This window comes from Curtobacterium sp. VKM Ac-2861 (assembly GCF_013204965.1).
Classification (GTDB): Bacteria; Actinomycetota; Actinomycetes; order Actinomycetales; family Microbacteriaceae; genus Curtobacterium.
In genome coordinates this window covers 139,304-165,508 of sequence record NZ_JABMLA010000003.1, presented here as the reverse complement: position 1 = coordinate 165,508, position 26,205 = coordinate 139,304, and the positions used below count along the sequence as shown (strand labels likewise).

Annotated in this window: 25 protein-coding genes; 10 read left to right on the top strand and 15 right to left on the bottom strand. The window is 70.6% G+C overall.

The window, feature by feature from the left end:
• Window positions 1-9 precede the first annotated feature (9 nt).
• Together HQQ88_RS08760 and HQQ88_RS08755 are read left to right on the top strand one after the other, a co-directional pair.
• Complete coding sequence (locus HQQ88_RS08760; protein WP_173169238.1) at window positions 10-537, top strand: hypothetical protein; 528 nt, start codon at window positions 10-12, stop codon at window positions 535-537.
• 17 nt (window positions 538-554) lie between these two features.
• Window positions 555-695 (top strand): hypothetical protein, encoded by a 141-nt coding sequence (locus tag HQQ88_RS08755; protein ID WP_165901085.1) that lies wholly within the window; start codon window positions 555-557, stop codon window positions 693-695.
• Here HQQ88_RS08755 and HQQ88_RS08750 read toward each other — a convergent pair.
• Complete coding sequence (locus HQQ88_RS08750; protein ID WP_123291951.1) at window positions 689-1,537, bottom strand: ornithine carbamoyltransferase; 849 nt, start codon at window positions 1,535-1,537, stop codon at window positions 689-691. The genes HQQ88_RS08755 and HQQ88_RS08750 overlap by 7 nt on opposite strands.
• 52 nt (window positions 1,538-1,589) lie before the next feature.
• Entirely contained in the window at window positions 1,590-2,201 is a 612-nt protein-coding gene (locus HQQ88_RS08745) for a hypothetical protein (protein ID WP_173169237.1), read from the bottom strand.
• Between the two features lie 71 nt (window positions 2,202-2,272).
• Here HQQ88_RS08745 and HQQ88_RS08740 point away from each other — a divergent pair, with 71 nt between their 5' ends.
• On the top strand, window positions 2,273-2,770 hold the full coding sequence (locus HQQ88_RS08740) for a hypothetical protein (RefSeq protein WP_173169236.1): 498 nt from the start codon (window positions 2,273-2,275) through the stop codon (window positions 2,768-2,770).
• A 6-nt stretch (window positions 2,771-2,776) separates the two neighbouring features.
• Here the strand turns inward: HQQ88_RS08740 and HQQ88_RS08735 are convergent, their stop codons facing one another.
• Window positions 2,777-3,454, bottom strand: coding sequence for a DUF402 domain-containing protein (locus tag HQQ88_RS08735; RefSeq protein ID WP_173169235.1), 678 nt, complete (start codon window positions 3,452-3,454; stop codon window positions 2,777-2,779).
• A gap of 76 nt (window positions 3,455-3,530) precedes the next feature.
• Here HQQ88_RS08735 and HQQ88_RS08730 point away from each other — a divergent pair, with 76 nt between their 5' ends.
• Genes HQQ88_RS08730 through HQQ88_RS08720 form a run of 3 tightly spaced genes read left to right on the top strand, consistent with a single transcriptional unit; the run spans window position 3,531 to window position 6,205 of the window.
• The gene (locus HQQ88_RS08730; protein ID WP_123938499.1) at window positions 3,531-4,541 is read left to right on the top strand and encodes an ATP-binding cassette domain-containing protein; all 1,011 of its coding nucleotides are present in this window, start codon (window positions 3,531-3,533) and stop codon (window positions 4,539-4,541) included.
• On the top strand, window positions 4,531-5,364 hold the full coding sequence (locus HQQ88_RS08725; protein WP_173169234.1) for an ABC-2 family transporter protein: 834 nt from the start codon (window positions 4,531-4,533) through the stop codon (window positions 5,362-5,364). The genes HQQ88_RS08730 and HQQ88_RS08725 overlap by 11 nt, the downstream gene beginning before the upstream one ends.
• Entirely contained in the window at window positions 5,357-6,205 is an 849-nt protein-coding gene (locus tag HQQ88_RS08720; RefSeq protein ID WP_123938497.1) for an ABC transporter permease, read from the top strand. The genes HQQ88_RS08725 and HQQ88_RS08720 overlap by 8 nt, the downstream gene beginning before the upstream one ends.
• A gap of 56 nt (window positions 6,206-6,261) precedes the next feature.
• Here HQQ88_RS08720 and HQQ88_RS08715 read toward each other — a convergent pair whose 3' ends face one another.
• Window positions 6,262-6,441, bottom strand: a complete 180-nt coding sequence (locus tag HQQ88_RS08715; RefSeq protein WP_123938496.1) for a hypothetical protein — start codon at window positions 6,439-6,441, stop codon at window positions 6,262-6,264.
• Window positions 6,442-6,551: 110 nt separating this feature from the next.
• Window positions 6,552-8,684: an acyltransferase family protein gene (locus HQQ88_RS08710; protein WP_173169233.1), complete on the bottom strand. Its 2,133-nt coding sequence runs from the start codon at window positions 8,682-8,684 to the stop codon at window positions 6,552-6,554.
• Window positions 8,685-8,819: 135 nt separating this feature from the next.
• Here HQQ88_RS08710 and HQQ88_RS08705 point away from each other — a divergent pair, with 135 nt between their 5' ends.
• The 4 genes from HQQ88_RS08705 to HQQ88_RS08690 are packed head-to-tail and all read left to right on the top strand — an operon-like array spanning window position 8,820 to window position 13,070.
• Entirely contained in the window at window positions 8,820-9,182 is a 363-nt protein-coding gene (locus HQQ88_RS08705) for a hypothetical protein (RefSeq protein ID WP_123291944.1), read from the top strand.
• Between the two features lie 38 nt (window positions 9,183-9,220).
• Window positions 9,221-10,696: a cryptochrome/photolyase family protein gene (locus tag HQQ88_RS08700; RefSeq protein WP_173169232.1), complete on the top strand. Its 1,476-nt coding sequence runs from the start codon at window positions 9,221-9,223 to the stop codon at window positions 10,694-10,696.
• Between the two features lie 29 nt (window positions 10,697-10,725).
• On the top strand, window positions 10,726-12,054 hold the full coding sequence (locus tag HQQ88_RS08695) for a GNAT family N-acetyltransferase (protein WP_173169231.1): 1,329 nt from the start codon (window positions 10,726-10,728) through the stop codon (window positions 12,052-12,054).
• A gap of 38 nt (window positions 12,055-12,092) precedes the next feature.
• On the top strand, window positions 12,093-13,070 hold the full coding sequence (locus HQQ88_RS08690; RefSeq protein ID WP_173169230.1) for a squalene cyclase: 978 nt from the start codon (window positions 12,093-12,095) through the stop codon (window positions 13,068-13,070).
• A gap of 1 nt (window position 13,071) precedes the next feature.
• Here HQQ88_RS08690 and HQQ88_RS08685 read toward each other — a convergent pair whose 3' ends face one another.
• From HQQ88_RS08685 to HQQ88_RS08640, 10 genes are all read right to left on the bottom strand, one after another.
• Window positions 13,072-14,070, bottom strand: a complete 999-nt coding sequence (locus HQQ88_RS08685) for an ABC transporter permease (RefSeq protein WP_173169229.1) — start codon at window positions 14,068-14,070, stop codon at window positions 13,072-13,074.
• Window positions 14,067-15,002, bottom strand: coding sequence for an ABC transporter permease (locus HQQ88_RS08680; RefSeq protein ID WP_132099964.1), 936 nt, complete (start codon window positions 15,000-15,002; stop codon window positions 14,067-14,069). The genes HQQ88_RS08685 and HQQ88_RS08680 overlap by 4 nt, the downstream gene beginning before the upstream one ends.
• Window positions 14,999-16,747, bottom strand: coding sequence for an ABC transporter ATP-binding protein (locus HQQ88_RS08675; protein WP_173169228.1), 1,749 nt, complete (start codon window positions 16,745-16,747; stop codon window positions 14,999-15,001). The genes HQQ88_RS08680 and HQQ88_RS08675 overlap by 4 nt, the downstream gene beginning before the upstream one ends.
• The gene (locus HQQ88_RS08670; protein WP_165901369.1) at window positions 16,744-18,408 is read right to left on the bottom strand and encodes an ABC transporter substrate-binding protein; all 1,665 of its coding nucleotides are present in this window, start codon (window positions 18,406-18,408) and stop codon (window positions 16,744-16,746) included. The genes HQQ88_RS08675 and HQQ88_RS08670 overlap by 4 nt, the downstream gene beginning before the upstream one ends.
• 217 nt (window positions 18,409-18,625) lie before the next feature.
• A complete protein-coding gene (locus HQQ88_RS08665; RefSeq protein ID WP_173169135.1) occupies window positions 18,626-19,558 on the bottom strand; it encodes a cation-transporting ATPase in 933 nt (310 codons plus the stop codon).
• A gap of 505 nt (window positions 19,559-20,063) precedes the next feature.
• Window positions 20,064-20,528: a DUF2510 domain-containing protein gene (locus HQQ88_RS08660; RefSeq protein ID WP_123938488.1), complete on the bottom strand. Its 465-nt coding sequence runs from the start codon at window positions 20,526-20,528 to the stop codon at window positions 20,064-20,066.
• A gap of 88 nt (window positions 20,529-20,616) precedes the next feature.
• The gene (locus tag HQQ88_RS08655) at window positions 20,617-21,882 is read right to left on the bottom strand and encodes a D-arabinono-1,4-lactone oxidase (RefSeq protein ID WP_311316828.1); all 1,266 of its coding nucleotides are present in this window, start codon (window positions 21,880-21,882) and stop codon (window positions 20,617-20,619) included.
• A gap of 26 nt (window positions 21,883-21,908) precedes the next feature.
• Window positions 21,909-23,450, bottom strand: coding sequence for an L-arabinose isomerase (gene araA / locus HQQ88_RS08650; protein ID WP_173169227.1), 1,542 nt, complete (start codon window positions 23,448-23,450; stop codon window positions 21,909-21,911).
• Window positions 23,447-24,190, bottom strand: coding sequence for an L-ribulose-5-phosphate 4-epimerase (locus HQQ88_RS08645; protein ID WP_216834428.1), 744 nt, complete (start codon window positions 24,188-24,190; stop codon window positions 23,447-23,449). The genes araA and HQQ88_RS08645 overlap by 4 nt, the downstream gene beginning before the upstream one ends.
• Window positions 24,187-25,878: a xylulokinase gene (locus HQQ88_RS08640; protein ID WP_173169226.1), complete on the bottom strand. Its 1,692-nt coding sequence runs from the start codon at window positions 25,876-25,878 to the stop codon at window positions 24,187-24,189. The genes HQQ88_RS08645 and HQQ88_RS08640 overlap by 4 nt, the downstream gene beginning before the upstream one ends.
• Window positions 25,879-26,205 lie beyond the last annotated feature (327 nt).

The following is a 26,205-nucleotide window of genomic DNA, read 5'->3' as shown; positions in this document are numbered from 1 at the left end:
TCGGTGGACGTGACCGACGGAGTGCAGCGAGCGAGGGAACTGCTCGACGACGCCGCACGACGGCTCCGTGCCGCCGGGGTGCCGGACGAGGCGCTCGGCGAGTACGCGCAGCCGAAGGCGGTGCTCGGCATCCGGCGCGAAGCGACCATGCGGCTCCTCGGTCGCGTGTGGCGCGTCGGTGCACTGCTGATCGGCTCGTCGCTCGAATCGGGCGGTCGGGTCTGGGCCACCGGGGCGATCACCCGGGTCACCGATCCGGGCCGGGCGCAGTTCCAGTCGGTCTCGGCCGAGGTCCGTCGGGCCTACCGCGCTGCTGCGGCGAAGGGACACTTCACGGCCGGCGACACCGTCAACCACGGCGCCACGGCGATCGCGTTGGACGGAACGCTCGTCGACGCGACCGGTGTGCTCTTCGTCGAGGACGACGTGCCGCTCGTCCGCTGGTCACCGGCCGGGGGCTCCGCCGTCCCGCTCGCCGACTACCTCGCCGATCGCGTCGGGTTGCTCGTCGAACCGCCCCGGGGTGCGACCGACTGACCCGCTATCGTGACGGCATGGACGGACAGCAGCCGCGCGAACGACGCAACCCCTGGTGGGCGGTGCTGCTCGTCTTCATGTTCGGGGGCGTGCTGTCGCTGGTCGCCGGCCGGATGCTGCCCTGGCAGGACCAGGATCGCCAGGACCCCGACTACTGACGGCTGGCGGAGCCGCCCGACGGTCCGAGACCGAGGCAGAACGCCATCACTGCTTGCTGCACCGGGAGCAGTGCGGCCTTGAACCCGTGCCCGACGAACGCGGGGTGTTCCACGGCATCGGCGCTGACCTCACGGCCACGCACGAACGGCGGACACGGGTCGAAGCGGGCTCCCGTCGGCGCGAGGTCGAGGAGCGCCGCGGTGATCCGGTACGACTCGAGGGCGTCGGCGTGCGCTCCGGGGCCGTCCGTCAGGATCACGTCCGCCGACCGCACGGCAGTCTCGAGGTCGTCGGTCCATGCAGCGCCCGGCGTTGCGAGGCCGGCCGGGCAGCATTGGACCAGGTCGAGTCGCAGGACTCGAGCAGCTTCCTGCCATGCCCTGGCGATGTTGCCGTCCGCCCCGACGAAGAGGAAGCGGAGCGACGAGATCTCCCCACGCTGCCGCAGTGCGTAGAGGTCGGAGAGGACCTCGCACGGGTGGTTCTCGTCGGTCATGGCGTTCACGACAGGCAGCGCATGCGCGGCAACCAGTCCCTCGATGACGGCGAGGTCACGGTGACGCACCACGATGATGTCGACCCAGTTGACGAGGTACCGGGCGACGTCTGCCAGCGCCTCTGGCTTGTCGAGCGTCGTGTCCGGGAACACGATCGGACCGAGCCCCATCAGCGAAGCACCCTGCTCGAACGTCACCCTGGTTCGCAGACTGGTCGGCGGGAAGAACATGGCTGCCGACCCCGCCGTCACCGGTCCCCGGCCGTGCTGGTACGCGTCAGCAAGCTCGAAGACCGCATGGACGTCGGACGGAGACCAGTCATCGAGCTTGGCGAGAGAACGCATCCCACCACCGTAGGGACTGTCCGGAACAGCGTGTGCTTGGAGGGTGTCAGCCTCAGCCGAACTCGTCCGATCGATACGCCACCGATGCGCCGCTGAGGAAGACCACCTGGGCGCCAACGCCGACATCGGCTTGGATGCGCGCTGCCGTCCGGAGCCCGACGGCGCGGGTCTCGGCATCACCGAACGGCGTCCCGACTCGTTCGGTGAGGGCACGCCAGTGCACGATCGCCTTGGCGGTGCCATCACCAGCACCCGCGGCGCGTGCCGACCGGACGTCCCGCTCCCCGTCACGCAAGAACTCGACATCGGTTCCGGGCCGTGCACTCGGCAGCACGACGGCAGTACCCGCCTCGGCCACCGTGTCGATGCCGGCGCCCGCTCCGCACCAGACATGAGCATCGTCACCGAGCTCGAGCTGCACACGACTCGCGAGCACGAACGCTTGGACGCGATGAGCGTCACGGACCGCTCCGGAAGGCCAGTCGAAGTCGGGCTCCCCGCGGGAATCGAAAACGTCGTTCCACGCCCGGAGGTCGTCCCGCAGCGGCCTGCTCAGCCCGAGAGCTCCCGCATCAACGCTCCCGATGCACTCGCGCGACCCGCGGTACCAGAGCGGGGAGTCGTCGACCATGTACTCGGCCATCACGAGGACGATCGTGCTCACCACTCGCCCAGCGTACGACGCCAGAACGGGAGGGTGCGGGCGCGGCCGGCGTGCACGACACTGTGATCGACATGATTGCTTCGTCTCTGCACGACCACCTTCGCCACGGCCGATGGAGCAGCATCATCGGGCTGACGCTCGTGATCGTGGTGTCGCTCACCGCCTGCTCCGGCCGTGCGACGCCGGTTGACGACGCTTCCGCCTGGATGGAGAACGTCCAGGATCGGTGGGCGGACCAGCCCGGCGAACTCGGCGCTGGTGCCGGGACCAACGACGCGTCGAGTCGGCTGTCCCTGGGCGTCGCAGACGGCGGCGAGCGCGCACACGTCCGCGTGTCCGTCGCCTGCCAGGGACACGGAACCGTCCGCATGGCCGTCTGGGGCGGTCGCATCGCCGACGGCGCTGACACCGGCAGGGAGCTCGCGGCGCGCTCGGTCCAGTGCGGCCACGACGAAGACCTCTACGTCGTGACCTCGGCCGACTCGATCACCATCGGGCCCACGTCGGGCGACTCGACCGTCAGCTGGTACGCCGCCGCCTACGCCGACCTCGCGGCGCAGACGCACTGAGCGGAGCTAGCGGACGGCATCCCACCCTGCGTGCACCTGCGGGGCAGACCAGTTCGGGTCCGGCACCCACCGCGACCAGTCGGTCTCGAACGGGAACGAACCCGCGTGCACGGCCGCGGTGGCATCCTCGCCGGTGCGTTCGATCATCGCGCGGTCCGCTTCCGTGACCAGGCCCTCGTCCGTGTAGAACGCGAGTTCGTCTTCGTCCTTGTTCCGAATCGACCAGCGGCCCGCATCGTCTCGGGTCGCGATGACGTCGAGGGTCCAGTCCTGGCTGTCGAAGCCGACGGAGGTACGCACCCATGGCAGCTCGAGGTTGACGTACCAGTCCGGCAGCCACTGCGTCCCGTCGTGCCAGCGCCACACCGACCACGCTGCGCCCCTCGGGTGCACGCGGACCACGGTCGCTCCGAACCAGCTGTCCTCGACGTAGGAGCCGTCCCAGTCCGAGGGGAGGACGAGCCGCGCGTTCGGTCCGCTGCCGGTACCGGCCCGGCGACGGACCGCGGACCCGAGCGGACTCGCGACCACCGCGACGTCGTCGTCGTCCACGAGGACTCGACCCGCGACGGCGAAGGCGACGGCTCGACCGTGCGAACCGAGCGTGTGCAGACTGCGGAGGACCACGGATTCACCGGCGCGGAACGGTTCGCTCCGCACGTCGTTCGCAACATCGTCGTGCATCCGGCGATGCTCTCACAGCGGCGTCGGGCGATGTCGGTTCCTCGCCGCTGGGGGCTTTCTTCGATACGTTGGACGAATGTCGCTCATCGTCGCCGACAGTCTGGTCAAGGAGTTCTCACGCCCCGTCCGGGTGCAGGGTGCGTTCTCGGGTGTGCGGAACCTGTTCACCACGAAGACGATCACGAACCGGGCCGTTGACGGCGTCTCGCTGTCGATCGAGCCGGGCGAGATCGTGGGCTACCTCGGCCCGAACGGCGCCGGGAAGTCGACGACGATCAAGATGCTGACAGGTGTGCTCGTCCCCACGAGTGGCGAGGTCCGAGTGAACGGTGTCGTGCCGTGGAAGGACCGTTCGGCGAACGCACGCACCATCGGTGCGGTGTTCGGGCAACGCACGCAGTTGTGGTTCGACCTGCCGCTCCGAGACTCGTTCGACGTCCTCGCGAAGCTCTACGGCGTCGCCCCGTCGGCGTACAGACGCACGCTCGACGAGTTCGTGGACCTGCTCGACCTCGGGTCCTTCATCGACCGGCCGGTCCGGACGCTCTCCCTCGGACAGCGGATGCGTGGGGACCTCGTCGCGGCGATGCTGCACGAGCCGCCGGTGCTGTACCTCGACGAGCCGACCGTCGGGCTCGACGTGGTCGCCAAGGCACGCATCCGCGAATTCGTCCGGGAGCGCAACCGCACCGCTGGCACGACGGTCATGCTGACCACCCACGACATCGGTGACGTGGAGCAGTTGTGCCGTCGTGTGGTGATCATCGACGACGGTCGGATCCTGTTCGACGGCGACATCGACGCGCTCCGCCGGGCGTACCTGCCACACCGAACCCTGCGCGTCGAACTGTCCGGGCCGGAGCCGCGCGATTGGTGGGTCGAGGGCGTCGAGCGAGCAGGGACGCACGAGCACGGTGATGCGCACCTCCTCGACCTCCGGTACGACCCGACCGAGGTGTCCACCTCGACCGCGATCGCCCGGACCACGGCCGCGCTGCCGATCGCGGACCTCACGGTCCACGAGCCGGAACTCGAGGACGTGATCACCGAGATCTACACGGCACGCTCGGTGCGCCGTGTCGGCTGACGTCCTGGAGGCCCGCGACCGGCCCGCCGGCCCGCTCGCGGTCCGCCTCGCGTTGGTCGGGCAAGGGCTGCGCTCCGTCCTTGTCTTCCGCGCCGATGTCCTCGTCGGCACGGTGAGCACGGTGATGCGGGTCGTCCTCGTGATGCTCGTGTGGAACGCGGTCTACGGCGACCGCACCTCGGTGAGCGGCGTCGACCGTGCCGACGCCGTCGGGTACGCGGTCCTCGGCGCGCTGTTCGCCGTCGTGTTCCAGCCGTGGCAGTTCTCGTCGCTGAACCGACGGGTGCGCGACGGCAATGTGGTGTTCGACATCATGCGGCCGGTCGGGCTGATCACGCAGACCGTCGCCGCGCAGCTCGGCAGCTCCCTCGCCAACGTGCCGAAGGCGATCGTCGGGCTCGCCCTGGCGCTGCTGCTCGGAGCGGTTCCCGCTCCGAGCAGCTGGTGGCAGACCCTCGTGTTCGTGCTCAGCGCCGTCCTCGGTCTGGTCATCGCGATCCAGTGCAACCTCATCGTCGGGCTGACCGCGTTCTGGACCACCGACGTCGGCGGCGCCTACATGATCTACAGCATGGCGGCGGCGTTCTGCTCAGGTTCGCTCATCCCGCTGTGGTTCATGCCGGACGGCCTCGCCGCGGTGCTCCGTGTGCTGCCGTTCAGTGCGCAGATCTTCACCCCGCTCTCGATCTGGTTCGACCGGACGCCGGGCTGGAACGTCCTCGGTGAGCTCGCCCTGCAGGCCGGTTGGATCGTCGCGCTCGCGTTCGCCGCCCACCTGGTGTGGTTGCGCGCCCTGCGGAGGACGGTGATCAACGGTGGCTGACATCGGACGCACGGTCGCCCCGGGGACCGCCACCGAGCCTCCCGGTTGGTTCCGCCAGTGGCGGATCCTGCTCGCCGCGGCGTTCCGGCAGTCCCTCATCTACAAGGGCAACCTGATCCTGATGATGGCGGGCAGTGCGGCCCTGCAAGGGACGCAGCTGCTGTTCATCGGCGTCCTGCTCGACCGGTTCGGCGTCATCGCCGGCTGGTCGACGGCGCAGATCGCTTTCCTGTACGGGCTGCGGCTCACTGCACACGGCGTCGGGACGGTGTTCTTCGGACAGCACCTGGCGACCGACATGGTGATCCGCGAGGGCGAGTACGACCGTTTCCTGCTCCGCCCCGTACCACCGCTGATCCAGCTGCTGACCAGGTGGTTCAACCTGGGCACCCTCGGCGACCTGGTGCTCGGGCTCGGGATCCTCGTGGCCGCCATCACGCTCGCGCCGATCGACTGGACGCCCTGGCTGGTCGCACTCACCGTGGCGGCCGCGATCGGTGGCGGTCTGCTCGAGGCCGGGCTGCAGATCGGTCTCGCAGGGCTGTCGTTCCGGCTGGGATCCACCCGTGACCTCAAGGTCAGCGTCGACAACACGCTCACCGACTTCGGGGCCTACCCGCTTCCCGTGTTCGGTCCCGCGGGCGTCTTCGCGCTGACGTTCGCGCTGCCGCTGGCGTTCATCGCGTACCTGCCTGCGACCGTCGTGCTCGGCAAGACCGACGAGCTGCTGGTCCCGACGTGGCTCGCTGACATCGCACCCATGGCCGGGCCGCTGATGCTCGCATTCGGATGGTGGTTCTTCATGCGGCAGTCCCGGCACTACACGAGCCCCGGGGCCTGACGCCCCTTGTAGCCGGGGACGTCCTCCTTCACTTCGCTCGCTCGCCTGCGAGAGCCTCAGAAGTACATGCGCCCCCGCGCGATGTCGGACTCAGCCTGCCGAAGGGCTTCAGCGACTTCGGGGTCGGTCCCCTCGTACCTCGCCGCCCGAGAGCCGAAGTTGGTGTACCGGTGCATGACGAACCACAGCACGAGGAGCACAGCCAGGACCACGCCGGTTCCGATCCACCACCACATGCGGGAAGCGTAAGTGCGACCGATCGCGGCTGCAACCATTGCGAAGCACCGTTGACGCTCAGGGGCAAGCCGTCGGCAAGAACGGGGGCTTCCTCCGCCGGCGGTTCCGATCAAGATCGCATCGCCGCCAACGCGGCGTCGATCTCGTCGCCGAGGTACGGCGCGAGTGTCGTCGCGAACGTGTTCGTCAGGTGTGTCTGGTCGCGGTAGACGAGTACGCCACCGATCACGGCGGGGCAGACCGTGTCGGTGCAGTACGAGTCCGTGAGGTCGACGAGACGGGCAGCGCCGTGCACGCGGTCGACGGCCTCCGCGGATCCGTCGAACCGTGCGAGGGCGTCGACACGCGAAGAGTCGCAGGCTGGGGTGGTCGGTCCCGACATCTGACCGACGCACGCAACGACGTCGGGGCGTGCTGCAGGGTTGTCGCGGAGCGCGATGATCGGGATACCGGCCTCGGCGGCGGCGCTCCATCCTGTGACGAGTCCGTCGACGACCGTCTGCTCGTCCGTGCCCCCCTCCGGCACCACGACCGGGCCGTTACCGCTCGAGTGCGTCACGATCACGCCGTCCAGGTCGGGGTGTGACCGGAGGTGGTCCATGGCGTTCTGCTTCCAGCCGGTGCACGCGTTGGCCTGGCGTCTGGACCCCGCCTGCTGCTCGGCAGTCGTCAGGTAGCAGCTCTGGTGACCGGCGACGTCGATGCGCCAGTTGCGCTGCTCCGCGATCCGCGCGTAGGCGTCCACCAGCACGTTGTTGTGCGAGTCACCGATCGCGATGAGGTGCTTCGAGTACCCGGTGGTCGGACCGAGGGAACACACTCGGAACGTGCTCGAGTCGTTCGACCAGCAGGCTGATCGGTTGGCGTCGTCGGCGACCGCGTTCGCTGCGGACGGCACGCGGACGTCGGCGAGGGCTGGGTTCACGCACGGGTCGGCCGAAGCGATCTCCGCCGCGGCTCCGAAGCACGCGACGTTGCCGGAGCCGAGGCGCTCCGCCAGCAGCGCCGTCCGGACCTGCTGGACGTGGAGGGCCGTGAGCGAGGTCGCGCCCAGCGCCACCACGACCAGGGTGCTCAGCACCCCGTAGACCGCAACCCGGCGGGGTCGGAGGCGCCGGACGCGCGCGGAGAACCGGAGCGGCTCCTCGACGAGCAGGGTGGTGGCCGCGCCGAGGGTCAGCGCACCGACGACGATCACGACCTTGTCCAGCGTGGTCGCTTCGTGGCGCGTGACGATCGGCAGGAGGACGATCGCGGGCCAGTGCCAGAGGTAGACGGCGTACGAGATCCGACCGGTGAAACGGACAGGGGCGACATGACCGACCAACTCGAGTCCCGAATGCGAACCGAGAAGCACGACCAGCGTCGCGGACACGACCGGCAGCACCGCCGCGATGCCCGGGAACGGCGTCGCAGCGGTGATGGCGAACAGCGAGACGACCAGCCCGCCGGCACCGACCCAGGCAACGATCGCCCGGGTCGTCCGCGTCCCACTCGACCGCGGCACGCCCAGGGGAATCGTCGCAACGAGTCCGCCGAGTGCGAACTCCCACGCTCGCGTCGCCGTCGAGAAGTAGGCAATCCCGGACGCGGTCCCGGTCTGCACGATGCTCCACGTCAGCGAGAGCACCACGACGACGCCGAGCACGACGCGGGTCACGACGACCGGGTCGGCTTGTGCTCGGCGTGCGCGGTGCGCGAACCACAGGACCCCGAGCAGCAGCAGGGGCAGCGCGATGTAGAACTGCTCCTCGACCGACAGTGACCAGAAATGCTGGAACGGGGACGCGCCGTTGCCCTCGGCGAGGTAGTCCACCGAATCGGCCGCGAGCTGCCAGTTCTGGACGTAGACGGCCGAGGCGATGAGCTCCCGGCCGTACTGCCCCCAGAGCGCGCTCGGCACCCAGAGGAGGACCGCGACCCCAGTGGCGACGAGCGTGAGGAAGGCGCCGGGGAGCAGTCGTTTCGCACGACGAGCCCAGAACCCGGCGAGAGCGATCCGGCCGGTCGCGGAGACCTCGCGGAGCAGGTGCCCGGTGATCAGGAAGCCCGAGATCACGAAGAAGACATCGACACCGATGAAACCGCCGGGAAGCCTCGTCGGCCACAGGTGGTACAGCAGCACGGCGAGGACCGCGAACGCGCGGAGCCCCTGCACGTCCCACCGCGTGCTGTCCGCCGCAATGCCACGGCCTGTACGGCGCCCTCGCCGAGTCCGCGACGCCACGGTGATCCCAGCCATCACGAGGAGTCTACGAGCTCACACCCGCACATCGGGCTCCGCTTGTGGCAGATGCCGCAGAGCGGAACTGTCGCGCGACCGGGCTCGTCCCCATCGCCGACGGCACTGAGCCCCGACAGAACCTAATCTGGTCGGATGCTCTCCCGACGCGACGCCGCCGTTCGACTCGACATCACCCTCGAGATGGCGACCCACCACGGAATCCCCTCGCGTCTCAGCGAAGCCGAACTCGACGCGATCGAACAGGATCCGCCCGCGTGGCTCGTGCAGTCCCGAGCGAACCGCACGGGTGCCAAGAAGGTCTGGGTCCGCCTCGAGTGCGTCGTCTGCGCGTTCGCCGAAGAAGCGCGGCCGAAGAAGTGGTGGCCGGAGTGGGACTACCTGATGTGCGACTACCACGAGCCGTACCAGGCGCCGGAACCGACTGCGGGGCTCACCCGACGTGAGGTCGAGGGCATCGGCAGCCGGTTCATCGCCCTCGTCGACGAACGCCCCTGACTGACAGCTCCACCCCACTCGCTGGGTACGGTCCACCCATGCCCTCCGAACGTCGTCGCCTGGTCCTCCCCGGCCAGTACGGGCCCCTGTTCGACGACGGCGGCCCGGCCCTCGTCGTCGAGGCACGCGAGTTCTTCACCGCCCGCCCCGTCCACCGGGCGAAGGCCCACCTCTGGCTGAGCGCCTTGCGCCACCGCGTCCGCGAACTCGGTGACCGTGCCGAGCACGTCCAGGTCGACACCCTCCGCGAAGCGCTGACGGGCCGCGACGACCTCGAGGTGATCGACCCGCCGTCCCGCACCCTCCGCGCGCAGGTCCGGCACTGGGGCCGGGACACCGTGATCCTGCCGAGCCGCGGTTTCGTCACCGACGAGGACGAGTTCGCGGAGTGGGCGGCCCAGGGCACGGGTCGGTTCCGCATGGAGGACCACTACGAGCGTGTCCGGCGCCGCGAGGGCTGGCTGCTGCGCGACGGCAAGCCGATCGGCGGGAAGTTCAGCCTCGACGACCAGAACCGCCAGCCGCCGCCGAAGGGCGCCACGACCCTCGGGCTGCCCGAGCCCTGGTGGCCGGACGAGGACGACATCGACGACCAGGTGCGGCACGACCTGGACCGGTGGGAGCGGGACGGCACCGCCCGGTTCGTCGGCCGCGACGACACCCGTCGGTTCGCGGTGACGGCGGACGAGGCCCAGCGTGCGCTCGACGACTTCGTCGCGGTGCGCCTCGGCGACTTCGGGCCGTTCGAGGACGCCACGTTGACGAACGACTGGACGATGGCGCACTCGCTCCTCAGCGTGCCGATGAACCTCGGGGTGCTCGATCCGCGGCAGGCGATCGACGCCGCCCTCGAAGCACACCGCACCGAGGCCGCCCCGCTCGCCAGCGTCGAGGGCTTCGTCCGCCAGGTCGCTGGGTGGCGCGACTACGTCTGGCACCTCTACTGGTGGTTCGGCGACGACTACGGCGCTTCGGAGAACGCCCTCGGCGCGCACGGACGCCTGCCCGACTGGTGGCGCGAGCTCGACGCGTCGGAGATCGACGCCGTCTGCGTGCGGACCGCGATCGAGGGCCTGCACGACCACGGCTGGCTGCACCACATCCAGCGCCTCATGGTGCTCGGCAACTGGGCACTGCAGCGCGGCTACGACCCGGTGCACCTGACCGAGTGGTTCACCGACGTGTTCGTCGACGGCACCGACTGGGTGATGCCGGCGAACATCATCGGCATGTCCCAGCACGCCGACGGCGGGATGGTCGCCACGAAGCCGTACACGTCGGGCGGTCGCTACATCGACCGGATGTCGGACCACTGCGGGGGCTGCCGCTTCGACCCGACGAAGCGGGTCGGCGACGACGCGTGCCCGTTCACGGCCGGGTACTGGGCGTTCCTCGCGCGCACCGAGCCGGCACTCCGTGACAATCACCGGATGGCCCGCCCGCTGCGGCAGATGCGGTCGCTGGCGGACCTCGACGAGGTCGTCGTGCAGGAGGCCCGTCGCACCTTGCCGTGACGTCACCCGGTCCCGATAGGGTCGTGAGCGTGAGCAACGAGGCATTCGACGACCGCTACGAGCTGCGCGAGTTCGCGCCCGGGACGGATGACGAGGGGGCACCGAACGCCGAGACCGGATCGTGGATGCAGGCCGTCGGCCTCGGGTTCCACGAAGCCGATCCGGACGCCGAAGGTGCAGCCCGTATGGCGTCCCACTTCATCGCCGACGAGGAGACCTTCCTGGGCGTCTACGTCCGGAAGCCCTTCCCCGGTTCCGTCGACGAGACCTGGCCCGCCGGCACCTTCACGTGGTTCCGCAAGGCGCTGAGCTGGGGCGACGGGTCGTCCGTCGACACGCAGGCCATCTCCGCGGTCACGGTCCGGCCCACCGAGCGTCGCCGCGGCATCCTGCGCCGCATGATGACGCACGCGCTCGAGCGCGGTGTCGCCGAGGGCTACGCCGTGGCGTCCCTGACCGCGTCCGAGGGCACGATCTACCGCCGCTTCGGCTTCGGCAGCGCGATCCGCGAGCGCGCGGTGCGCGTGCGTCGCGAACGCGCACTCCCCCTCCTCGCCCCGACGTCGGGCTCGGTGTCCGTCGTCACGCCGCAGTGGCTCGCCGACGGCCCCGGCAAGGCGGTCTTCGAGCGCTTCCACACCCGCACGCCCGGCTCGATGGTCCGCAACGCGGGCACCTGGCCGGTCGTCTTCGGACTGCTCGGCAACGACGGGCAGAAGGCGAAGGACGTCCGTGCGGCGGTGTACCGCGCCGACGGCTCCGACGGCTCCGACGAGGTCGACGGCTACGTCACCTGGCGTGTCAAGGAGGACCGGGGTTCCGACACCGCACTCGAGATCGTCGACCTGGTCTACGCGAACGACCAGGCGTACACGGCGCTGTGGGAGTTCCTGCTGTCGATCGACCTGAACGACGTCGTGAAGTACAACCGCTCGCGGCTCGACGACCCGATCGTCGCGGCCCTCGGTGACAACCGTGCGTACGACGTCGATCACGAAGAGGACCACGTCTGGCTGCGCGTCCTCGACGTGGCCGCGGTGCTCGAGTCGCGGCCGTTCGCCGTCGACGGCTCGCTGACACTCGCGGTCACCGATGCGCTCGGCCACACGACCGGCACGTACCGGCTGGACGTCCAGGAGGCCCGTGGCAGCGTCACCCGCATCGCCGACGACGCCGACGCGGCCGGTTCCGACGTCCAGCTCGACGTGGCAGAGCTCGGTGCCCTGCTCATCGGGTCGGTCTCGCCCGTCACCCTGGCGGCCGCCGGCCTGGTCCGCGCTGCGGACACCGCGTCGATCGAGCTGCTGCGCGCGATGCTCCTGCCCCCTCGGACCCCGCACGGCATCACCTACTTCTGATCCACCGCGCGTGCGCCGCACGGCGTAGCCTCCGCGCCATGAGCGACGACGCGGTGGTCGAGTGGCTGCTCGACTCGGACCCGGCGGTCCGGTGGCAGGTCGAACGGGACCTGGTCGGTGCGCCGCCGTCCGTGTGGCAGCAGACCCGGGCACGGGTCGCGACCGAGGGCCTCGGGGCGGCGATGCTCGCGCACCAGGACCCCGACGGGCAGTGGGCCGGCGGCGCGTACTTCCCGGCGGACTTCGACTTCGACGGTCCCGAGGCGGGCGAGCCCGGGCAGCCCTACACGGCGACGACCTGGTCGCTGAACGCCCTGCGCGACTGGGGGCTCGACTCCGCGGTCCTCGGGGACACGGCCGCCCGGCTCGCGACGAACAGCCGCTGGGAGTACGAGGACCTGCCCTACTGGAGCGGCGAGGTCGACTGCTGCATCAACGCCTTCACCCTGGCGAACGGCGCCTGGCTCGGTGCCGACGTCGGGCAGCTGGCGGACTGGTTCCTCGACCACCAGCTCGACGACGGCGGCTGGAACTGCGAGTGGATCGAGGGGTCGACCGTGTCGTCGTTCCACTCGACCCTCAACGTGATCGAGGGGCTCCTGCAGCACGAGCAGCTGACCGACGGCACCCACCCCCGCGCGGCGGAACTCCGAGCGGCTCGACTCCGCGGCACCGAGTACCTGCTCGAACGACGGCTGCTGTTCCGGAAGCACGACGGCGAGCTCGTCGGACCGTGGGCGACCCGTTTCGCGTACCCGCTGCGGTGGATCTACTCGGCGCTGCGGGTCACCGACCACCTGCGGGTTGCTGCGCTGCAGGACGGCACCGCGCCGGACGCCCGGGCGGCCGAGGCGATCGAGGTCGTCCGTGCCGCCAGGAACGACGACGGGACGTGGACCGAGGGAACGCGGCCGCCGGGTCGGCAGTGGTTCGAGGTCGACGTCCCCGAGGGCGAGCCGTCGAAGTGGCTCACGCTCCACGGCACCCGCGTGCTGCGCTGGTGGGACGCCGCCTGAGCTACGCCCGGCGCCGCACCCGCGGGTCGACGAACGCGTAGACCACGTCGACGATCACGTTCGCCGTGACGATCAGCAGCGCCGAGAACAACGTGAAGCCGACGACGACCTGCAGGTCGAGGGTGTGCACGGCGTCGATGAGCAGCGCGCCGAGGCCCTGCATCGAGAACACCTTCTCGGTGATGACCGCACCGCCGAGCAGCGACCCGAGGTCGAGCCCGAACAGCGTCACCACCGGCAGGATCGCGGTGCGCAGTCCGTGCCGCACGACCACCTGTCGCTCGCGCAGGCCCTTGGCCCGAGCGGTCCGCACGAAGTCCTGCGACATCGACTCGAGCATCTCGCCACGGGTCAGTCGGGCGTAGATCGCGGCGCTGATGAACGCGAGCACGCACCACGGCAGGATCAGGTGGGTGAACCAGCCGACCGGGTCGTCGGTGAACGCGACGTACCCGCTCGTCGGCAGGATGCCGAGCACGAACCCGAACAGCAGGATGCCGAGCAACCCGATCAGGTACGCGGGCGACGAGACCCCGGCGACGGCGACGGTCATCACGGCCCGGTCGACGAAGGTGCCACGGCGGAGCGCTGAGACCGTGCCACCGAACACCCCGGCGACGAGCCAGAGCACGGCGGCACCGACGGCGATCGACGCGGTGACGGGCAGGCGGGACAGGATCAGTTCGGTGACGCTCTCGTGCAGCTGGAACGAGTACCCGAAGCACGGTGCGGCGCAGGTGATCACGGACGCGCCGCTGCCGAACGTGCGGCCGGTGAAGATCCCCGCCAGGTAGGCGCCGAACTGCGCCGGCCAGGGCTTGTCCGTCCCCAGGAACGCCTGCACCTCGCGCAGCCGGTCCGGCGTGCAGGGCTTGTCGCAGATCGCCCTCGCGGGGTTCGTCGGCAGCAGCATGAACAGTGCGTAGGTGATCGCGGCGACGACGAGCAGCACGACGGCTGCACCGAGGACGCGGATCGCGATGAAGCGGAACGTGCTCACCGGCGTGCTCCTCTCGGGTCGAGGGCGTCACGCAGCGCGTCGCCGAGCACGTTGAACGCGAGGGTGATGAGGAACAGTGCCACTCCGGGGAACACGAGGTACATCGGGTCGGTCTGCACCCAGCCGACGGCGTCGCCGATGCTGCGGCCCCACGACGGCGTCGGCGGGGTCACGCCGACCGCCAGGAACGACAGCGCGGCCTCGGCGCCGATCATCGACGGGATCGAGATCGTCGCGTAGACGGTGATCGTCGCCGCGAGGTTCGGCAGCAGCTGGGTGCGGATGACGTGCCACCGGCCGGCGCCCATCGCCGTGGAGGCGACGACGTAGTTCCGACTGACGAGCGACAGTGTCTGGCCGCGGACCACGCGGGCGACGGACGGCCAGCCGAAGAACCCGATGACGAGCACGACCAGGACGGGCTTCGGGAACGACGTCGGCACGATCGCGGTCAGGGCGATCATGAAGACGAGCGACGGGAAGCCGAAGATCACGTCGACCACGCGGGAGAGCACGCGGTCGTACCAGCCGCCGAAGAAGCCGGTGGTGACGCCGACGAGCACCCCGATGACGATCGACAGGAAGGTCGCGGCGAGCCCGATGCCGAGCGACGTCCGGGCACCGTACGTCACGATCGCGAACAGGTCGCGACCGGTCAGCGGCTCGACGCCGAACCAGTGCTCGGCGCTGATCCCCCCGCCGAAGCCCTTCGGCGCCCCGAACGAGTTGAGCGCGTCGATGTCGTACCCGTAGGGGTCCTGCCCGGTGACGGCACTGATGAGCGGCGCCGCGACGGCGACCGCGAGGAACACGACGATGACGACCGCCGAGGTCACGGCCCAGCGGTCCTGCCGGATGCGGCGCACCACGGCGCGGAAGCCGGTGGTGCGTCCGGACGAGGCCACGGGGCGCTCGACGACGTTGGCGGTCACGAGGGCACTCCTTCCCAGGCGCGCCAGGCTTCGCGGCGGGCCGCCTGTCGCACGGGATCGGCGACGGGCGCCGCTGCGAGCAGCATGCGCGTGTAGTCCTGCTGCGGGTCGTCGAGCACGGCGTCCGTGGTCCCCCGCTCGACCACGCGACCGTCGTGCAGGACGACGACCTCGTCAGCGAGCTGCCGGACGACCGCGAGGTCGTGGCTGATGAGGAGCATGCCGAACCCGAACTCGTCCTGCAGCTGCGCGAGCAGGTCGAGCACGGCCGCCTGCACGGTCACATCGAGTGCCGAGGTGGGCTCGTCGGCGATGACGAGCGCCGGACGGAGCGCCAAGGCCCGCGCGACGGCGACGCGCTGGCGCTGCCCGCCGGAGAGCTGGTGCGGGAACCGCTCGGCCCACGACGGGTCGAGCTGCACGGCGGTCAGCAGTTCACGGACGCGTTCCGCACGATCGGCCGCCGAGGCCGTCCCGTGCACGAGCAACGGCTCGGCGATGCTCCAGCCGATGGTCTGCCGCGGGTTGAGCGACGACGCCGGATCCTGGAAGACGATGCCGACGCGGCTGCGGAGCTCGCGGAGCCGTCGGCCCCTGGCGGTCCGCAGGTCGCTGCCGTCGACCTCGACCGAGCCCTCGACGACGGGCACCAGCCCCGCCAGCGCGCGGCCGATGGTCGACTTGCCGGACCCGGACTCCCCGACCAGCCCGACGGTCTCGCCGGCCCGCAGGTCCAGGTCGATGCCCGACACGGTCGGTCCGCCGCGGCGCGAGTACCGCACGGCGACGTCGCGCAGCTGCGCGACCAGCGGACTGGGCCCACGCCGCCGGTTCCGGACCGACGCGCCAGCGGCGGGCCGGCCGTGCCGGTGGGGGGAGGAACGGCTCGCCTCCGCCACGTCGGCCCGGGCAGTGGACGGGTCCCCTTCGACATCCGCAGCAGCGTCGGCGGGGCCGCCACGGCCCTCCAGGGATGGGACCGCGGCGAGGAGCTCGCGCGTGTAGTCGGCGGACGGGTGTGCGAAGACCTCCGCAACCGTCCCGTGCTCGACGGGGTCGCCGCGGCGCATCACCAGGAGCTCGTCCGCGACGTCCGCCACCACACCCATGTCGTGCGTGATGAGCAGGACGGCCAAGGAGCGCTCGCGACCGAGTCGGCGGAGCAGGTCGAGGATCCCGGCCTGCACCGTGACGTCCAGGGCGGTCGTCGGCTCGTCGGCGATCAGTGCGACCGGGTCCCCGGCCAGGGCCATCGCGATCATGGCGCGCTGCAACTGTCCGCCGGAAAGTTCGTGCGGGTACGCCTTGCGGATCCGCTCGGGGTCGGTGAGGCCTGCGGCACGCAGCAGCTCGTCGACGCGCGCGGACACCGCCGCACGGTCGAGGTCCGTCGGGTGCGCCCGGATCGCCTCGGCGACCTGCGTGCCGATGGACAGCACCGGCGTGAACGAGTTCATCGGTTCCTGGAAGACGACGCCGATGCCGGCGCCGCGGACGGCACGGAGCGTGTCGTCGGAGGCGCCGACGAGCTCCTCGCCGCGGAACCGGACACTGCCGGAGACCTGCGCCTCGGGCGGGAGCAGGCCGAGCACGCTCATGGCGCTGACGGACTTGCCGGAGCCGGACTCCCCCACGAGGGCGAGCACACGACCGGGGGTCAGGGTGAAGGAGACGTCACGGACGACGGGCTCCGCGTCGCCGAACGCGACGCGGAGCCCCTCGACCTCGAGCAGCGGCGAACTCACTTCGCGAGCGAGACCTTGAGGTAGTTCGGGTACGCCGGGAAGTCCGCGATCTGGAAGTTCTGCACGTTCGAACCGGCCAGGAACGACTGCTTCGCGTAGGTCAGCGGGACGATCGGCGCGTCGGCCATGATCTTCTTGTCCGCTTCGACCCACAGCTTCTGCGCGTCCTGCTGGTCGACGGTGGCGCTGGCCTTCTTGATCAGGGCGTCCACGTCGGGGTTGCTGTACTTCGAGACGTTGTAGCCGCCGCCACCGATCTGCGACGAGTCGTAGAGCGGCTGGATGTTGGCGTTCGCGCTCGGGAAGTCCGGCTGCCAGCTGAACAGCGCCAGGTCGAAGTCGGTGCCGTCGGTCGTCGCCGTGTAGAACGAGTCCGCGTCCAGCGGCTTCAGCGTGACGGTGATGCCGGCGCGCTTGAGGCCGGACTGCAGCGCCTGCGCCTGGGCGAGGTAGGTCGGGTCGTTCTGGGTCGCCAGGGTCAGCTTGAGGTCGGACACGCCCGCGTCCTTGAGGAGCTGCTTCGCCTTCGCGACGTCTCCGTTCGCGCCGGGCTTGTACAGGTCGTAGTCCTCGCGGCCCGCGATGCCCGGGGTGATGAGGGTCGTGGCGTACGAACCGGCGAGCGCGCCGCCCGCAGCGATCCGGTACGACTTCTTGTCGACGGCGTACTGCAGGGCCTGACGGACCTTGAGGTCCTTGAGCGATCCCTTCTGGGTGTTGATCGCCATGTAGTTGATCGGGCCGGCCTTCGACGTGGCGAGGCGGTCCTGGGCGGCGGGGTTGCTCCGCACCTGGTTCAGCTCGGCTGCGCCGAGGTAGCTCGCGCCGAAGGAGTCCTTCGCGTCACCGTTGTCGGCGATCAGCGTCTGCGTGACGGTCGACGGATCCTGGCTCTCCTTGAACACGACCTTCGACGGGCCGGCGGTGCGGACGTCGTCGGTCTTCGCGCTCCACTCCTTGTTCCGGACGAGGGTGATCTGCGAGCCCTGGGTGTTCGACTGCACCTGGTACGGCCCGGACGCGACCGGCTTGCTGTCGTACGCACCCGTGTCCGTGCCGTCGCCGTCGGGAACCGGAGCGAACGCCGGCATCGACACGAGCCACGGCCAGTCGCCGTACGCGGCGTTGAGCTTGAAGACGATGGTCGAGTCGTCAGGCGTCTCGATACTGTCGAGGGTCTTGCCGTCGAACGGGCCCTTGTAGTCCTCGCCACCGACCAGGAGCGACTTGTGGTAGCTCAGGCCACCGGTCAGGGTCGGCGCGAACGAGCGCTCGATGCCCCACTTGATGTCCTTCGTGGTGATCGGCGTGCCGTCCTGGAACTTCAGCCCGTCCTTCAGGTGGTACGTCCAGGTCTTGCCGCCGTCGCTCGAGTCGCCGGTGTTCGTCGCCAGGTCCGGCACCACCTTGGCGGCCTTGCCGGGCTCGACGTCCCACGCCGTCAGCCGGCGGAGCACCAGACCCAAGGTGGTGATGTTCAGGTTCTGGCTCGTCGCCGGGTCGAGGTGCACCGCGGTGGCCGTCGTCAGGATGTTGAGCGTGCCGCCCTTGGCCGTGCCGTCACCGTCGTCGGACGAGCTCCCACCCGAGCAGCCGGTCAGGACCAGGGCTGCTGCTGCGGCGACGGCCGCGGTGATCGTCAGGCGGTTCGGGCGTCTCATGACGGTGGTGCTCCTCGTGGGAAGGGTGGTGGCGACCGTGCTGCAGCCGCTGTGGTTGCACGGACCGGGTCGCCGGGCGGCGTCCATCCTGACACCGCGGCGGTCGCCCGTCCGAATCACACGTGCGACAGACGTCGCACGACGAAACAATCCAAGTGCCGCGCGACGTTCGTCTATTCCCGATGGATCTGCACCGAGTCCACCCGAGGGGCGTGGGTCAGCGGTCGAACAGGCCCCCGAGGAAGTCGTTGCCCAGGTTCGAGGCCTGCTCGCCGAGGCCCGACGCCTGCTCACCGAGGCCGCCGAGGAGCTGCTCACCCTCGCCCGCGATCCCCTCGAAGCCGCCGCCGAGGTCGACCCCGAGGTCGGCCAGTCCGAGGTCGCCGATGCCGGAGGCGATGCCGTCGAAGTCGACGCCGAGGTTCGCGGCCTCGGCCAGCACGGGCCCGGCGGCGGCGCTCAGCACCGCTCCCCCGGCGACCGCGACACCGATGCCGCCGAGCGCCATCGCGCCGGCGCCGACCGCGGCACCGCCGGCGAAGGCGCCACCACGCCCGCGGCCGTTGCCGTTGCCGTTGCTCGAGCCGCCGAGGACGCGGCGGATCAGGCCCGGACGGCGGACCTCGCCGCGGGTCATCGCGCGCGCCATGCCGCCCGCCGAGTCGTCGCGCAGGTGCTCGTGCGGCGGGAGTTCGGAGTTCAGGCGGTTGCGCACCTGCTGCCGCTGCGCGGGGGTGAGGCGGGCGAAGGCGTCGTGGTGGACCTGCTCGAGCTGGTCCGGTGACGAGGTGCGGAGCAGGTAGTCGTACTTCGCCAGGGCGACCTTGTCCGAGTCGGCCGGGCCGTGCTGCTGCGGCTGCCCGTACTGCTGCTGGCCGTACTGCTGCTGGGGCGCCTGCCCGTACTGCTGCTGGCCGTACTGCCGCTGCTCCGGCTGGCCGTACTGCTGCTGCGGCCGCTGCTGCTGCTGCTGCTGGCCCCGGTCGTCGCCCGTCAGCCGGTCCGCTGCACCGCGGACGACGTCACGCCAGTCGGTCCCGCCAGCGCGCTGCGCTCCGTTGCCGGGCGCACCGTCCCCCTGCCCACGCTTCTGGAGCTGCTTGTCGATGACCTTCGAGGCCATGCCGAGGATGCGGTTGAAGTTCGCCATCCCCCGACCTTTGTGGATGCACATGTGCGCTCCCAGCGACGAACCGGCGGGTCGCCCGCACATCCGGCGGGAAACCGCTGTGAGCAACGACCGGAATGTCACCGGACAGTTCGTCGTAGGCTTGACCCGGTCGCGCCACCGCCGGAGCGCGATCCGGGCGAAAGCACGAAGCCCGGGACTGCGACAACAGTTCCGGGCTTCGATTTGCCTTCCGAGTGGAAAGCCAAGGGATGAACCAACCATCCCGAGTCCAACGCTCGGAACCGATGGTAGCCGAGCACGCTCGGCGACGCATCCCTTGGTCGAAGCTCCTCGTGTCAGCCGGCGACGACACCAGGAGGTCACCGATGTCGAACGACACCGATGATCGGTCCAGGCGTCGGGTGCCCTGGCTGGGGATCGCGAGCTTGCTCGTGACCGTGGTCAGGCTCCTGATCGACCTGTCCCGCAGGGACTGAGGACCCGGGTGTCCCGCATCGCGCTCAACGGTGCGGGACACCTGTCGTCACGCGAGCAGCTGTGCCGCTCGCACGACGAAGGCAGCCGACGCCGCCAACCCGAGGATGACCGCTGCGAGTGATACTCCGAACCCGGTGATCCGTTGCCCGGTGAGCTGCCCGGCGCGTGCCAGACCGATCGCGCCGAAGACGATCCCCAGGATCCCGGGGATCGCGAACACGTTGACGATGAACCCGAGCAGCGCGAGGACCAGCCCGGCGTACCCGAACGGATTCGCTGCACGGGTCGCCCGGTCCTTGGCGATCCGGGCCTTCCGCCCTCGGAGCGGTTGCTCGGTGACGGCCGCGCGGTACTCCGACGGCGCGGGCGGACGCGGTGCCGGCTCCCACTGTGGCGCGGGGACAGCTACAGCAGGTTGGGGTGCGAGCGCTCCCCAACGTGCTCCGTCCCACCACCGTGTGCGGTTCGAGTCTTGCGGGTCCGGGTACCACCCGGCGATCGGCAGCGTCACTGTGCTCCCCTCCGTTGCCTCCGAGGAGGCTACGGAACCGGTGTCGTCACGCGCACGCCCCAGTCGTGGTGCCACGCGGCACGCCCCGTCAGGACAGGACGCGCGCCAGGTACGCGTTGCGGAACCGGCCCGTGGGGTCGACGTCGCGGGCGACCGCGGCGAAGTCCGACAGCCGCGGGTACGCCTCGTGCAGCCGCTCGACGCTCACGCCGGACACCTTGCCCCAGTGCGGCCGCGGGTCGAAGGGCGCGAGCGCTTCCTCGATCCGCGTCACCGCGGCCGCCACGGCAGCGGCGTCCCGGCGGAAGGTGAAGTGGATGCCGACCGACTGACGACCGGACGACGGCGCGAGCCAGGCGGTGTCGGGTGCGATCGTGCGGATCTCGGCGGCGATGAGGATCGGCGCGAACACCGACTCGAGCGGACGGAGGGCCTCGAGCGCGGACACTGCCGACGCTGCCGGGATCAAGTACTCGGCCTGGATCTCGGCACCGGTCGACGGCGTGAACGAGGACCGGAAGTGCGGCAGCCGCTCGGCCCACGGCCCGGGGACGCCGCCCTGCTCGGTGACGCCGGCGGGGTCGTTCTCCCCCGGGTGCACGGGGCCGGTGGCTGGCCGCGCTCCGAGGCCGACGAGGTCGACGGTGGGCGAGGGGTCGTCCACGCGGTGCTTCACCCAGACCTGCCGGGCACCGCGGTCGTCGAACGAGGTGAACATCGACACCGAGTAGGCGTCGGACATGACCTGGTCGAAGTGGGCGGACACCGCGTCCCACGGCAGGTCGAGGTGCACCGTCGTGGCGACCTCGAACGTCGGCTCGATCGCGAGCTCCACCGTGGTGACGACCCCGAGCGCGCCGATGGCCACCCGGTGGGCGTCGAGGGCCCCGTCCGGCGAGGACGCATCGACGTGCTCGATCGCGCCGGAGGCGCGGACGACGTCGAGCCCGACCACCGCCTGCGCGAGCGACGGGTTGCGGACGCCGGAGCCGTGCGTGCCCGTGGCGACGGCCCCGGCCGTGGAGATGTGCGGCAGGGACGCGAGGTTCCCGAGTGCCCAGCCACGGGCCTCCAGACCGGCCGCGACCTGACTGTGCGTCATGCCGGCGGCCACGCGGACCACACGACGCGACGTGTCGATGTCGAGCACCGGTGGCAGGTCCTGCAACGACACCTGCACGGCGTCGGTGTCGGCGATCGTGTTGAAGGAGTGCCGTGAGCCGAGCGCCGTCAGGCGCGGGGTCGACGCGACCAGTTCCTGCAACGCGGCCACCGACGTCGGCCGCGCCAGACCGGACGCCCGGTAGGTGACGTTGCCCGCCCAGTTCGTCCGCGTGCGCTGCTCTGCGATCACGTCGCTCATCGTACGGTCCGCGTCCCTCAGAAGCCGCGGTCGAGACGGTGCCACGTCTGCTGGAGACGAAGCTCGTCACGGAAGCCGCGGGCGGTGGTGTGCTCGTCGATGACCAGGAACTCGGTGCCGACCATGGTCGCCAGGTCCTCGACCACCTGCAGACCGACGGCCGTCGTCATCACGGTGTGGTGGGCGGCGCCCGCGGTGAGCCAGGCCTCGGCGGCGACGGGGAACGACGGGCGCGGCTCCCAGACGGCACGGCCGACGGGGAGCTTCGGCAGGGCTTCGGTCGGCGGCACGACGTCGACGACGTTCGCGGTCAAGCGGAAGCCGTCGCGGGTGTCGGAGAGCGCGACCACCACGGCCTCGCCGGAGTCGGCGGTGAAGACCAGGCGGACCGGGTCGTCCTTGCCGCCGATGCCGAGCGGGTGGATCTCGAGCGTCGGCTTCGTGGTGGTGAGCGTGGGCGAGACCTCGAGCATGTGGGCACCGAGGATCTTCTCGGCCCCGGGCGTGAGGTCGTAGGTGTAGTCCTCCATCAGGCTCGCACCACCGGGCAGTCCGGCGCCGGCGACGTTCATCGCACGGACCAGGACGGCCGTCTTCCAGTCGCCCTCGGCGCCGAAGCCGTAGCCGTCCGCCATCAGGCGCTGGACCGCGAGGCCGGGCAGCTGCTTGAGCGTGCCGAGGTCCTCGAAGTTGGTCGTGAAGGCGGCTGAGCCGTTCTGCGCCAGCAGGGTGCGGAGGCCGATCTCGATGGCGGCGCCGTCGCGGAGCGCGCTCCTGCGTTCGCCCCCCTCTTGGAGTTCCGGTACGAGGTCGTAGGACGCGTCGTAGGTGGCGAGCAGCGCGTCGATCTCGTGGTCCGACGCGGCGGACACGGCCGCCGCCAGCTCGTTCACCGCCCAGGTGTTCACCTGCACGCCGAGCTCGATCTCCGCCTCGGTCTTGTCACCCTCGGTGACCGCGACGTACCGCATGTTGTCGCCGAAGCGGGTGAGCTTCAGCTCACGGACTGCTGCGGCGCCGGCTGCGGCGCGGGTCCAGTTCGACACCCGCTGCTGGACGCGAGGATCCGAGACGTGCCCGACGGCGGTGGCGTGGCGGACACCGAGGCGTGCGAGCGCGTAGCCGAACTCACGGTCGCCGTGCGCGGCCTGGTTGAGGTTCATGAAGTCGAAGTCGATGTCCGCCCACGGCAGGGTGACGTTCGCCTGCGTGTGCAGGTGCAGCAGCGGCTTCGTCAGCGCCTGCAGGCCGCCGATCCACATCTTCGCGGGGCTGAAGGTGTGCATCCAGGTGGTGACGCCGATGACCTTGTCGTCGGCGCTGGCCTCGATCAGGGCGCGCCGGATGCCGTCGGCGTCCTTCAGGACCGGCTTCCAGACGAGCTTGACCGGCAGGGCGCCGGCCAGTTCGGCGTGCACGGCCTTGCTCTGCTCCTCGACCTGGCGCAGCGTCTCCTCGCCGTACAGCCCCTGGGAGCCGGTGAGGAACCAGACCTCGTAGCCGTCGAGCGTGGCCTGGGGGTCGACGGTGGTGTCGTGCGTCGGGGTGTCCTGCGTCATCGCATGGCTCCTTCGGGGTTCTGTCCGTAGACGTTCTGGTAGCGATCGAAGAGTCGATCGATGTCTGCTTGCGCGATCGGGACCACGTCACCGCCCTGTTTCGCGATGTGCACGGTGCGGGCGACGTCCTCGCACATCACGGCGGCCTTCACGGCGTCCTTCGCGTCCTTGCCGATGGTGAAGACGCCGTGGTTCTGCATGAGGACCGCGCGGGATCGGTGGCCGGTCAGCGTCTCGACGATGCCGTGGCCGATGGAGTCGTCACCGATGATCGCGAACGGCCCGACCGGGATCGGCCCGCCGAACTCGTCCGCCATCGCGGTGATCACGCACGGGATGGGTTCCGCTCGTGCGGCCCACGCCGTCGCGTACGTCGAGTGGGTGTGCACGACACCGCCGACCTCGGGCATGTTCCGGTAGACGTGGGCGTGCGCGGCGGTGTCGGAGGACGGGCCGTGCGCGTTGCCCCAACCGTCGGCCGGCTCGCCGTCGAGGGTGCAGACGACCTGGTTCTCCGGGGTCAGGTCGTCGCTCGAGACGCCGCTCGGCTTGATGACGAACAGGTCGGTGCCGGGCACGCGCTCGGAGACGTTGCCGCCGGTCCAGATCACCAGGCCGTAGCGGACGAGTTCGCCGTGCAGGCGGGCGACGCGTTCCCGGGTGGTCGCCACTGCCTGGCGCGTGGTCGGGTCGGTCGCGTCGGCGTGCTGGGTCGCGTCCTGCTGGGTCGCGTCGGTCATCGGGTCGCTTCCTGCTCTGCCGGGAGGCGCGGGTCGGCGCCGTCGGTCTGCTCGGTCGGGCGCGTGGTCGCGCTGGGGCGGGTCGCCGCCGCCGCCACGTCCTGCACGGGCAGTGCGGCCCGGTAGCGGCCCAGGTAGGTCTGGAAGCCGTCGACGTCGGCCGGCTCGGGCTCGGCCACGTGCACGGCGTCCCCGCCGAACACGGTGTCCGACAGGAAGTCGGCGAGCTGCTGGTCGGTGTGCTCGAGGTAGGCGGCGAGGACGGCGATGCCCCACGCCCCGCCCTCGCCCGCGGTCTCCTCGAGGGCGATCGGCACCCGCAGTGCCGCGGCGAGCAGACGCTGCGGGGCACCGGGCGTGCGGAACAGCCCGCCGTGCGCGGTCATCCGGTCGACCTGCACCCGCTCGCCGTGCAGCACGTCCATGCCGATCGCCAGGGTGGCGAACGCGCCGTGTACCTCGGAGCGGACCAGGTTGCCCAGGGTGAAGCGGGCGTCGGGGGTGCGGAGCAGCAGGGGCCGGCCGTCCTCGACGTGGGTGACGGGTTCACCGGCCAGGTAGTTGAACGAGAGCAGGCCGCCGGCGTCGGGGTCGGTGCTGTCCGCGATCGATTCGGTGAGCAGTGTCGCGTAGACGGTGTCGACGTCGAGGGGCTGCCCGGCCGCTTCGGCGAACCGTCCGAAGACCTTCGCCCAGCTCGCGATCTCGCTCGCGCCGTTGTTGCAGTGCACCATCGCCACGGCGTCGCCCGCCGGGGTGGTCACGACGTCGAGTTCCTCGTGCGGGGTGCTGAGCGGGTGCTCGAGGACCACCATCGCGAAGATGCTCGTGCCGACGCTGACGTTGCCGGTGCGGGGTGCGACGGCGTTCGTCGCGACCATGCCGGTGCCGGCGTCGCCCTCGGGCGGGCAGAGTGGCGCGCCGGGTTCGAGCGTGCCGGTGGGGTCGAGCCACGCGGCGCCCTCGGGGGTGAGTTCACCGGCTTCGGCACCGGCGACGAGGACCTCGGGCAGCAGGGACCGCAGGTCCGGCACACCGATCAGGTCCTGCGCGGTGGCGAGCATCGCATGGTCGAAGTCCTTCGCGCCCGGGTCTCCGGGGCCGCTGTCGACGGGTCCGCCCTCGATCGGGAACACACCAGAGGCATCCCCGACGCCGAGCACGTTGCGTCCGGTGAGTCGTCGGTGCACGTAGCCCGCGAGCGTCGTGATGCCCGCGACCTCGGCCACGTGCGGCTCCTCGTCGAGGACCGCCTGGTACAGGTGTGCGATCGACCAGCGGAGTGGCACGTTGAAGGCCAGTGCCTCGCTGAGCTGTTCGGCTGCGGGCCCGGTCGAGGTGTTCCGCCAGGTCCGGAACGGCACGAGCAGGTCGCCCGCGGCGTCGAACGCCAAGTAGCCGTGCATCATCGCGCTCACGCCGACCGCGCGGAAGGTGGTCGGACGCACGCCGAACTGCGCTTCGACGTCGGCGACGAGCGCGGCGTACGCGGCCCGGAGGCCGGTCTCGACGGCGTCGAGCGAGTAGGTCCAGCGGCCGTCGACGAACTCGTTCTCCCACTCGTGGGAGCCGGCGGCGATGGGCACGAGGTCCTCGTCCACCAGGCATGCCTTGATGCGGGTGGAGCCGAGCTCGATCCCGAGTGTCGTGCGGCCGTTCGCGACCTGCTGGGTGGGGTCGTCGCCCATGCGTTCCTCCAGAACTCCGTCGTCCTCCGTGAGCGCTCACATCCTGGCACGTGAGCGCTCACTCTCGCAACGTCCGCGCGCGCCGCCCTTCTCGCCTACCCCACCAGTCGAGACACCCCGCTCACGTCCGCCGAGGTTCCACAACTCGCCGCCCGCGCAGCGCCCAGGTTCCACGACCGCCTCGGATCCCCGCCCAGATGCCGAAATCTCGGAACCCCGGGCGCCGAGCGGCAATCCCGGGCAACGGCCTTCGGCGCGTTCCGAAGGACCCCGACGCGGCGACGACTCGCCCGACCCTTCCCCGCCGAGGTTCCACGACTCGCCGCC

Coding starts and splice junctions, on each gene's coding strand:
- HQQ88_RS08755 (WP_165901085.1), top strand. CDS start 555: ATGGACGGACAGCAGCCGCGCGAACGACGCAACCCCTGGTGGGCGGTG.
- HQQ88_RS08750 (WP_123291951.1), bottom strand. CDS start 1,537: ATGCGTTCTCTCGCCAAGCTCGATGACTGGTCTCCGTCCGACGTCCAT.
- HQQ88_RS08740 (WP_173169236.1), top strand. CDS start 2,273: ATGATTGCTTCGTCTCTGCACGACCACCTTCGCCACGGCCGATGGAGC.
- HQQ88_RS08735 (WP_173169235.1), bottom strand. CDS start 3,454: ATGCACGACGATGTTGCGAACGACGTGCGGAGCGAACCGTTCCGCGCC.
- HQQ88_RS08730 (WP_123938499.1), top strand. CDS start 3,531: ATGTCGCTCATCGTCGCCGACAGTCTGGTCAAGGAGTTCTCACGCCCC.
- HQQ88_RS08715 (WP_123938496.1), bottom strand. CDS start 6,441: ATGTGGTGGTGGATCGGAACCGGCGTGGTCCTGGCTGTGCTCCTCGTG.
- HQQ88_RS08710 (WP_173169233.1), bottom strand. CDS start 8,684: ATGGCTGGGATCACCGTGGCGTCGCGGACTCGGCGAGGGCGCCGTACA.
- HQQ88_RS08705 (WP_123291944.1), top strand. CDS start 8,820: ATGCTCTCCCGACGCGACGCCGCCGTTCGACTCGACATCACCCTCGAG.
- HQQ88_RS08700 (WP_173169232.1), top strand. CDS start 9,221: ATGCCCTCCGAACGTCGTCGCCTGGTCCTCCCCGGCCAGTACGGGCCC.
- HQQ88_RS08690 (WP_173169230.1), top strand. CDS start 12,093: ATGAGCGACGACGCGGTGGTCGAGTGGCTGCTCGACTCGGACCCGGCG.
- HQQ88_RS08670 (WP_165901369.1), bottom strand. CDS start 18,408: ATGAGACGCCCGAACCGCCTGACGATCACCGCGGCCGTCGCCGCAGCA.
- HQQ88_RS08665 (WP_173169135.1), bottom strand. CDS start 19,558: ATGGCGAACTTCAACCGCATCCTCGGCATGGCCTCGAAGGTCATCGAC.
- araA (WP_173169227.1), bottom strand. CDS start 23,450: ATGACGCAGGACACCCCGACGCACGACACCACCGTCGACCCCCAGGCC.
- HQQ88_RS08645 (WP_216834428.1), bottom strand. CDS start 24,190: ATGACCGACGCGACCCAGCAGGACGCGACCCAGCACGCCGACGCGACC.
- HQQ88_RS08640 (WP_173169226.1), bottom strand. CDS start 25,878: ATGGGCGACGACCCCACCCAGCAGGTCGCGAACGGCCGCACGACACTC.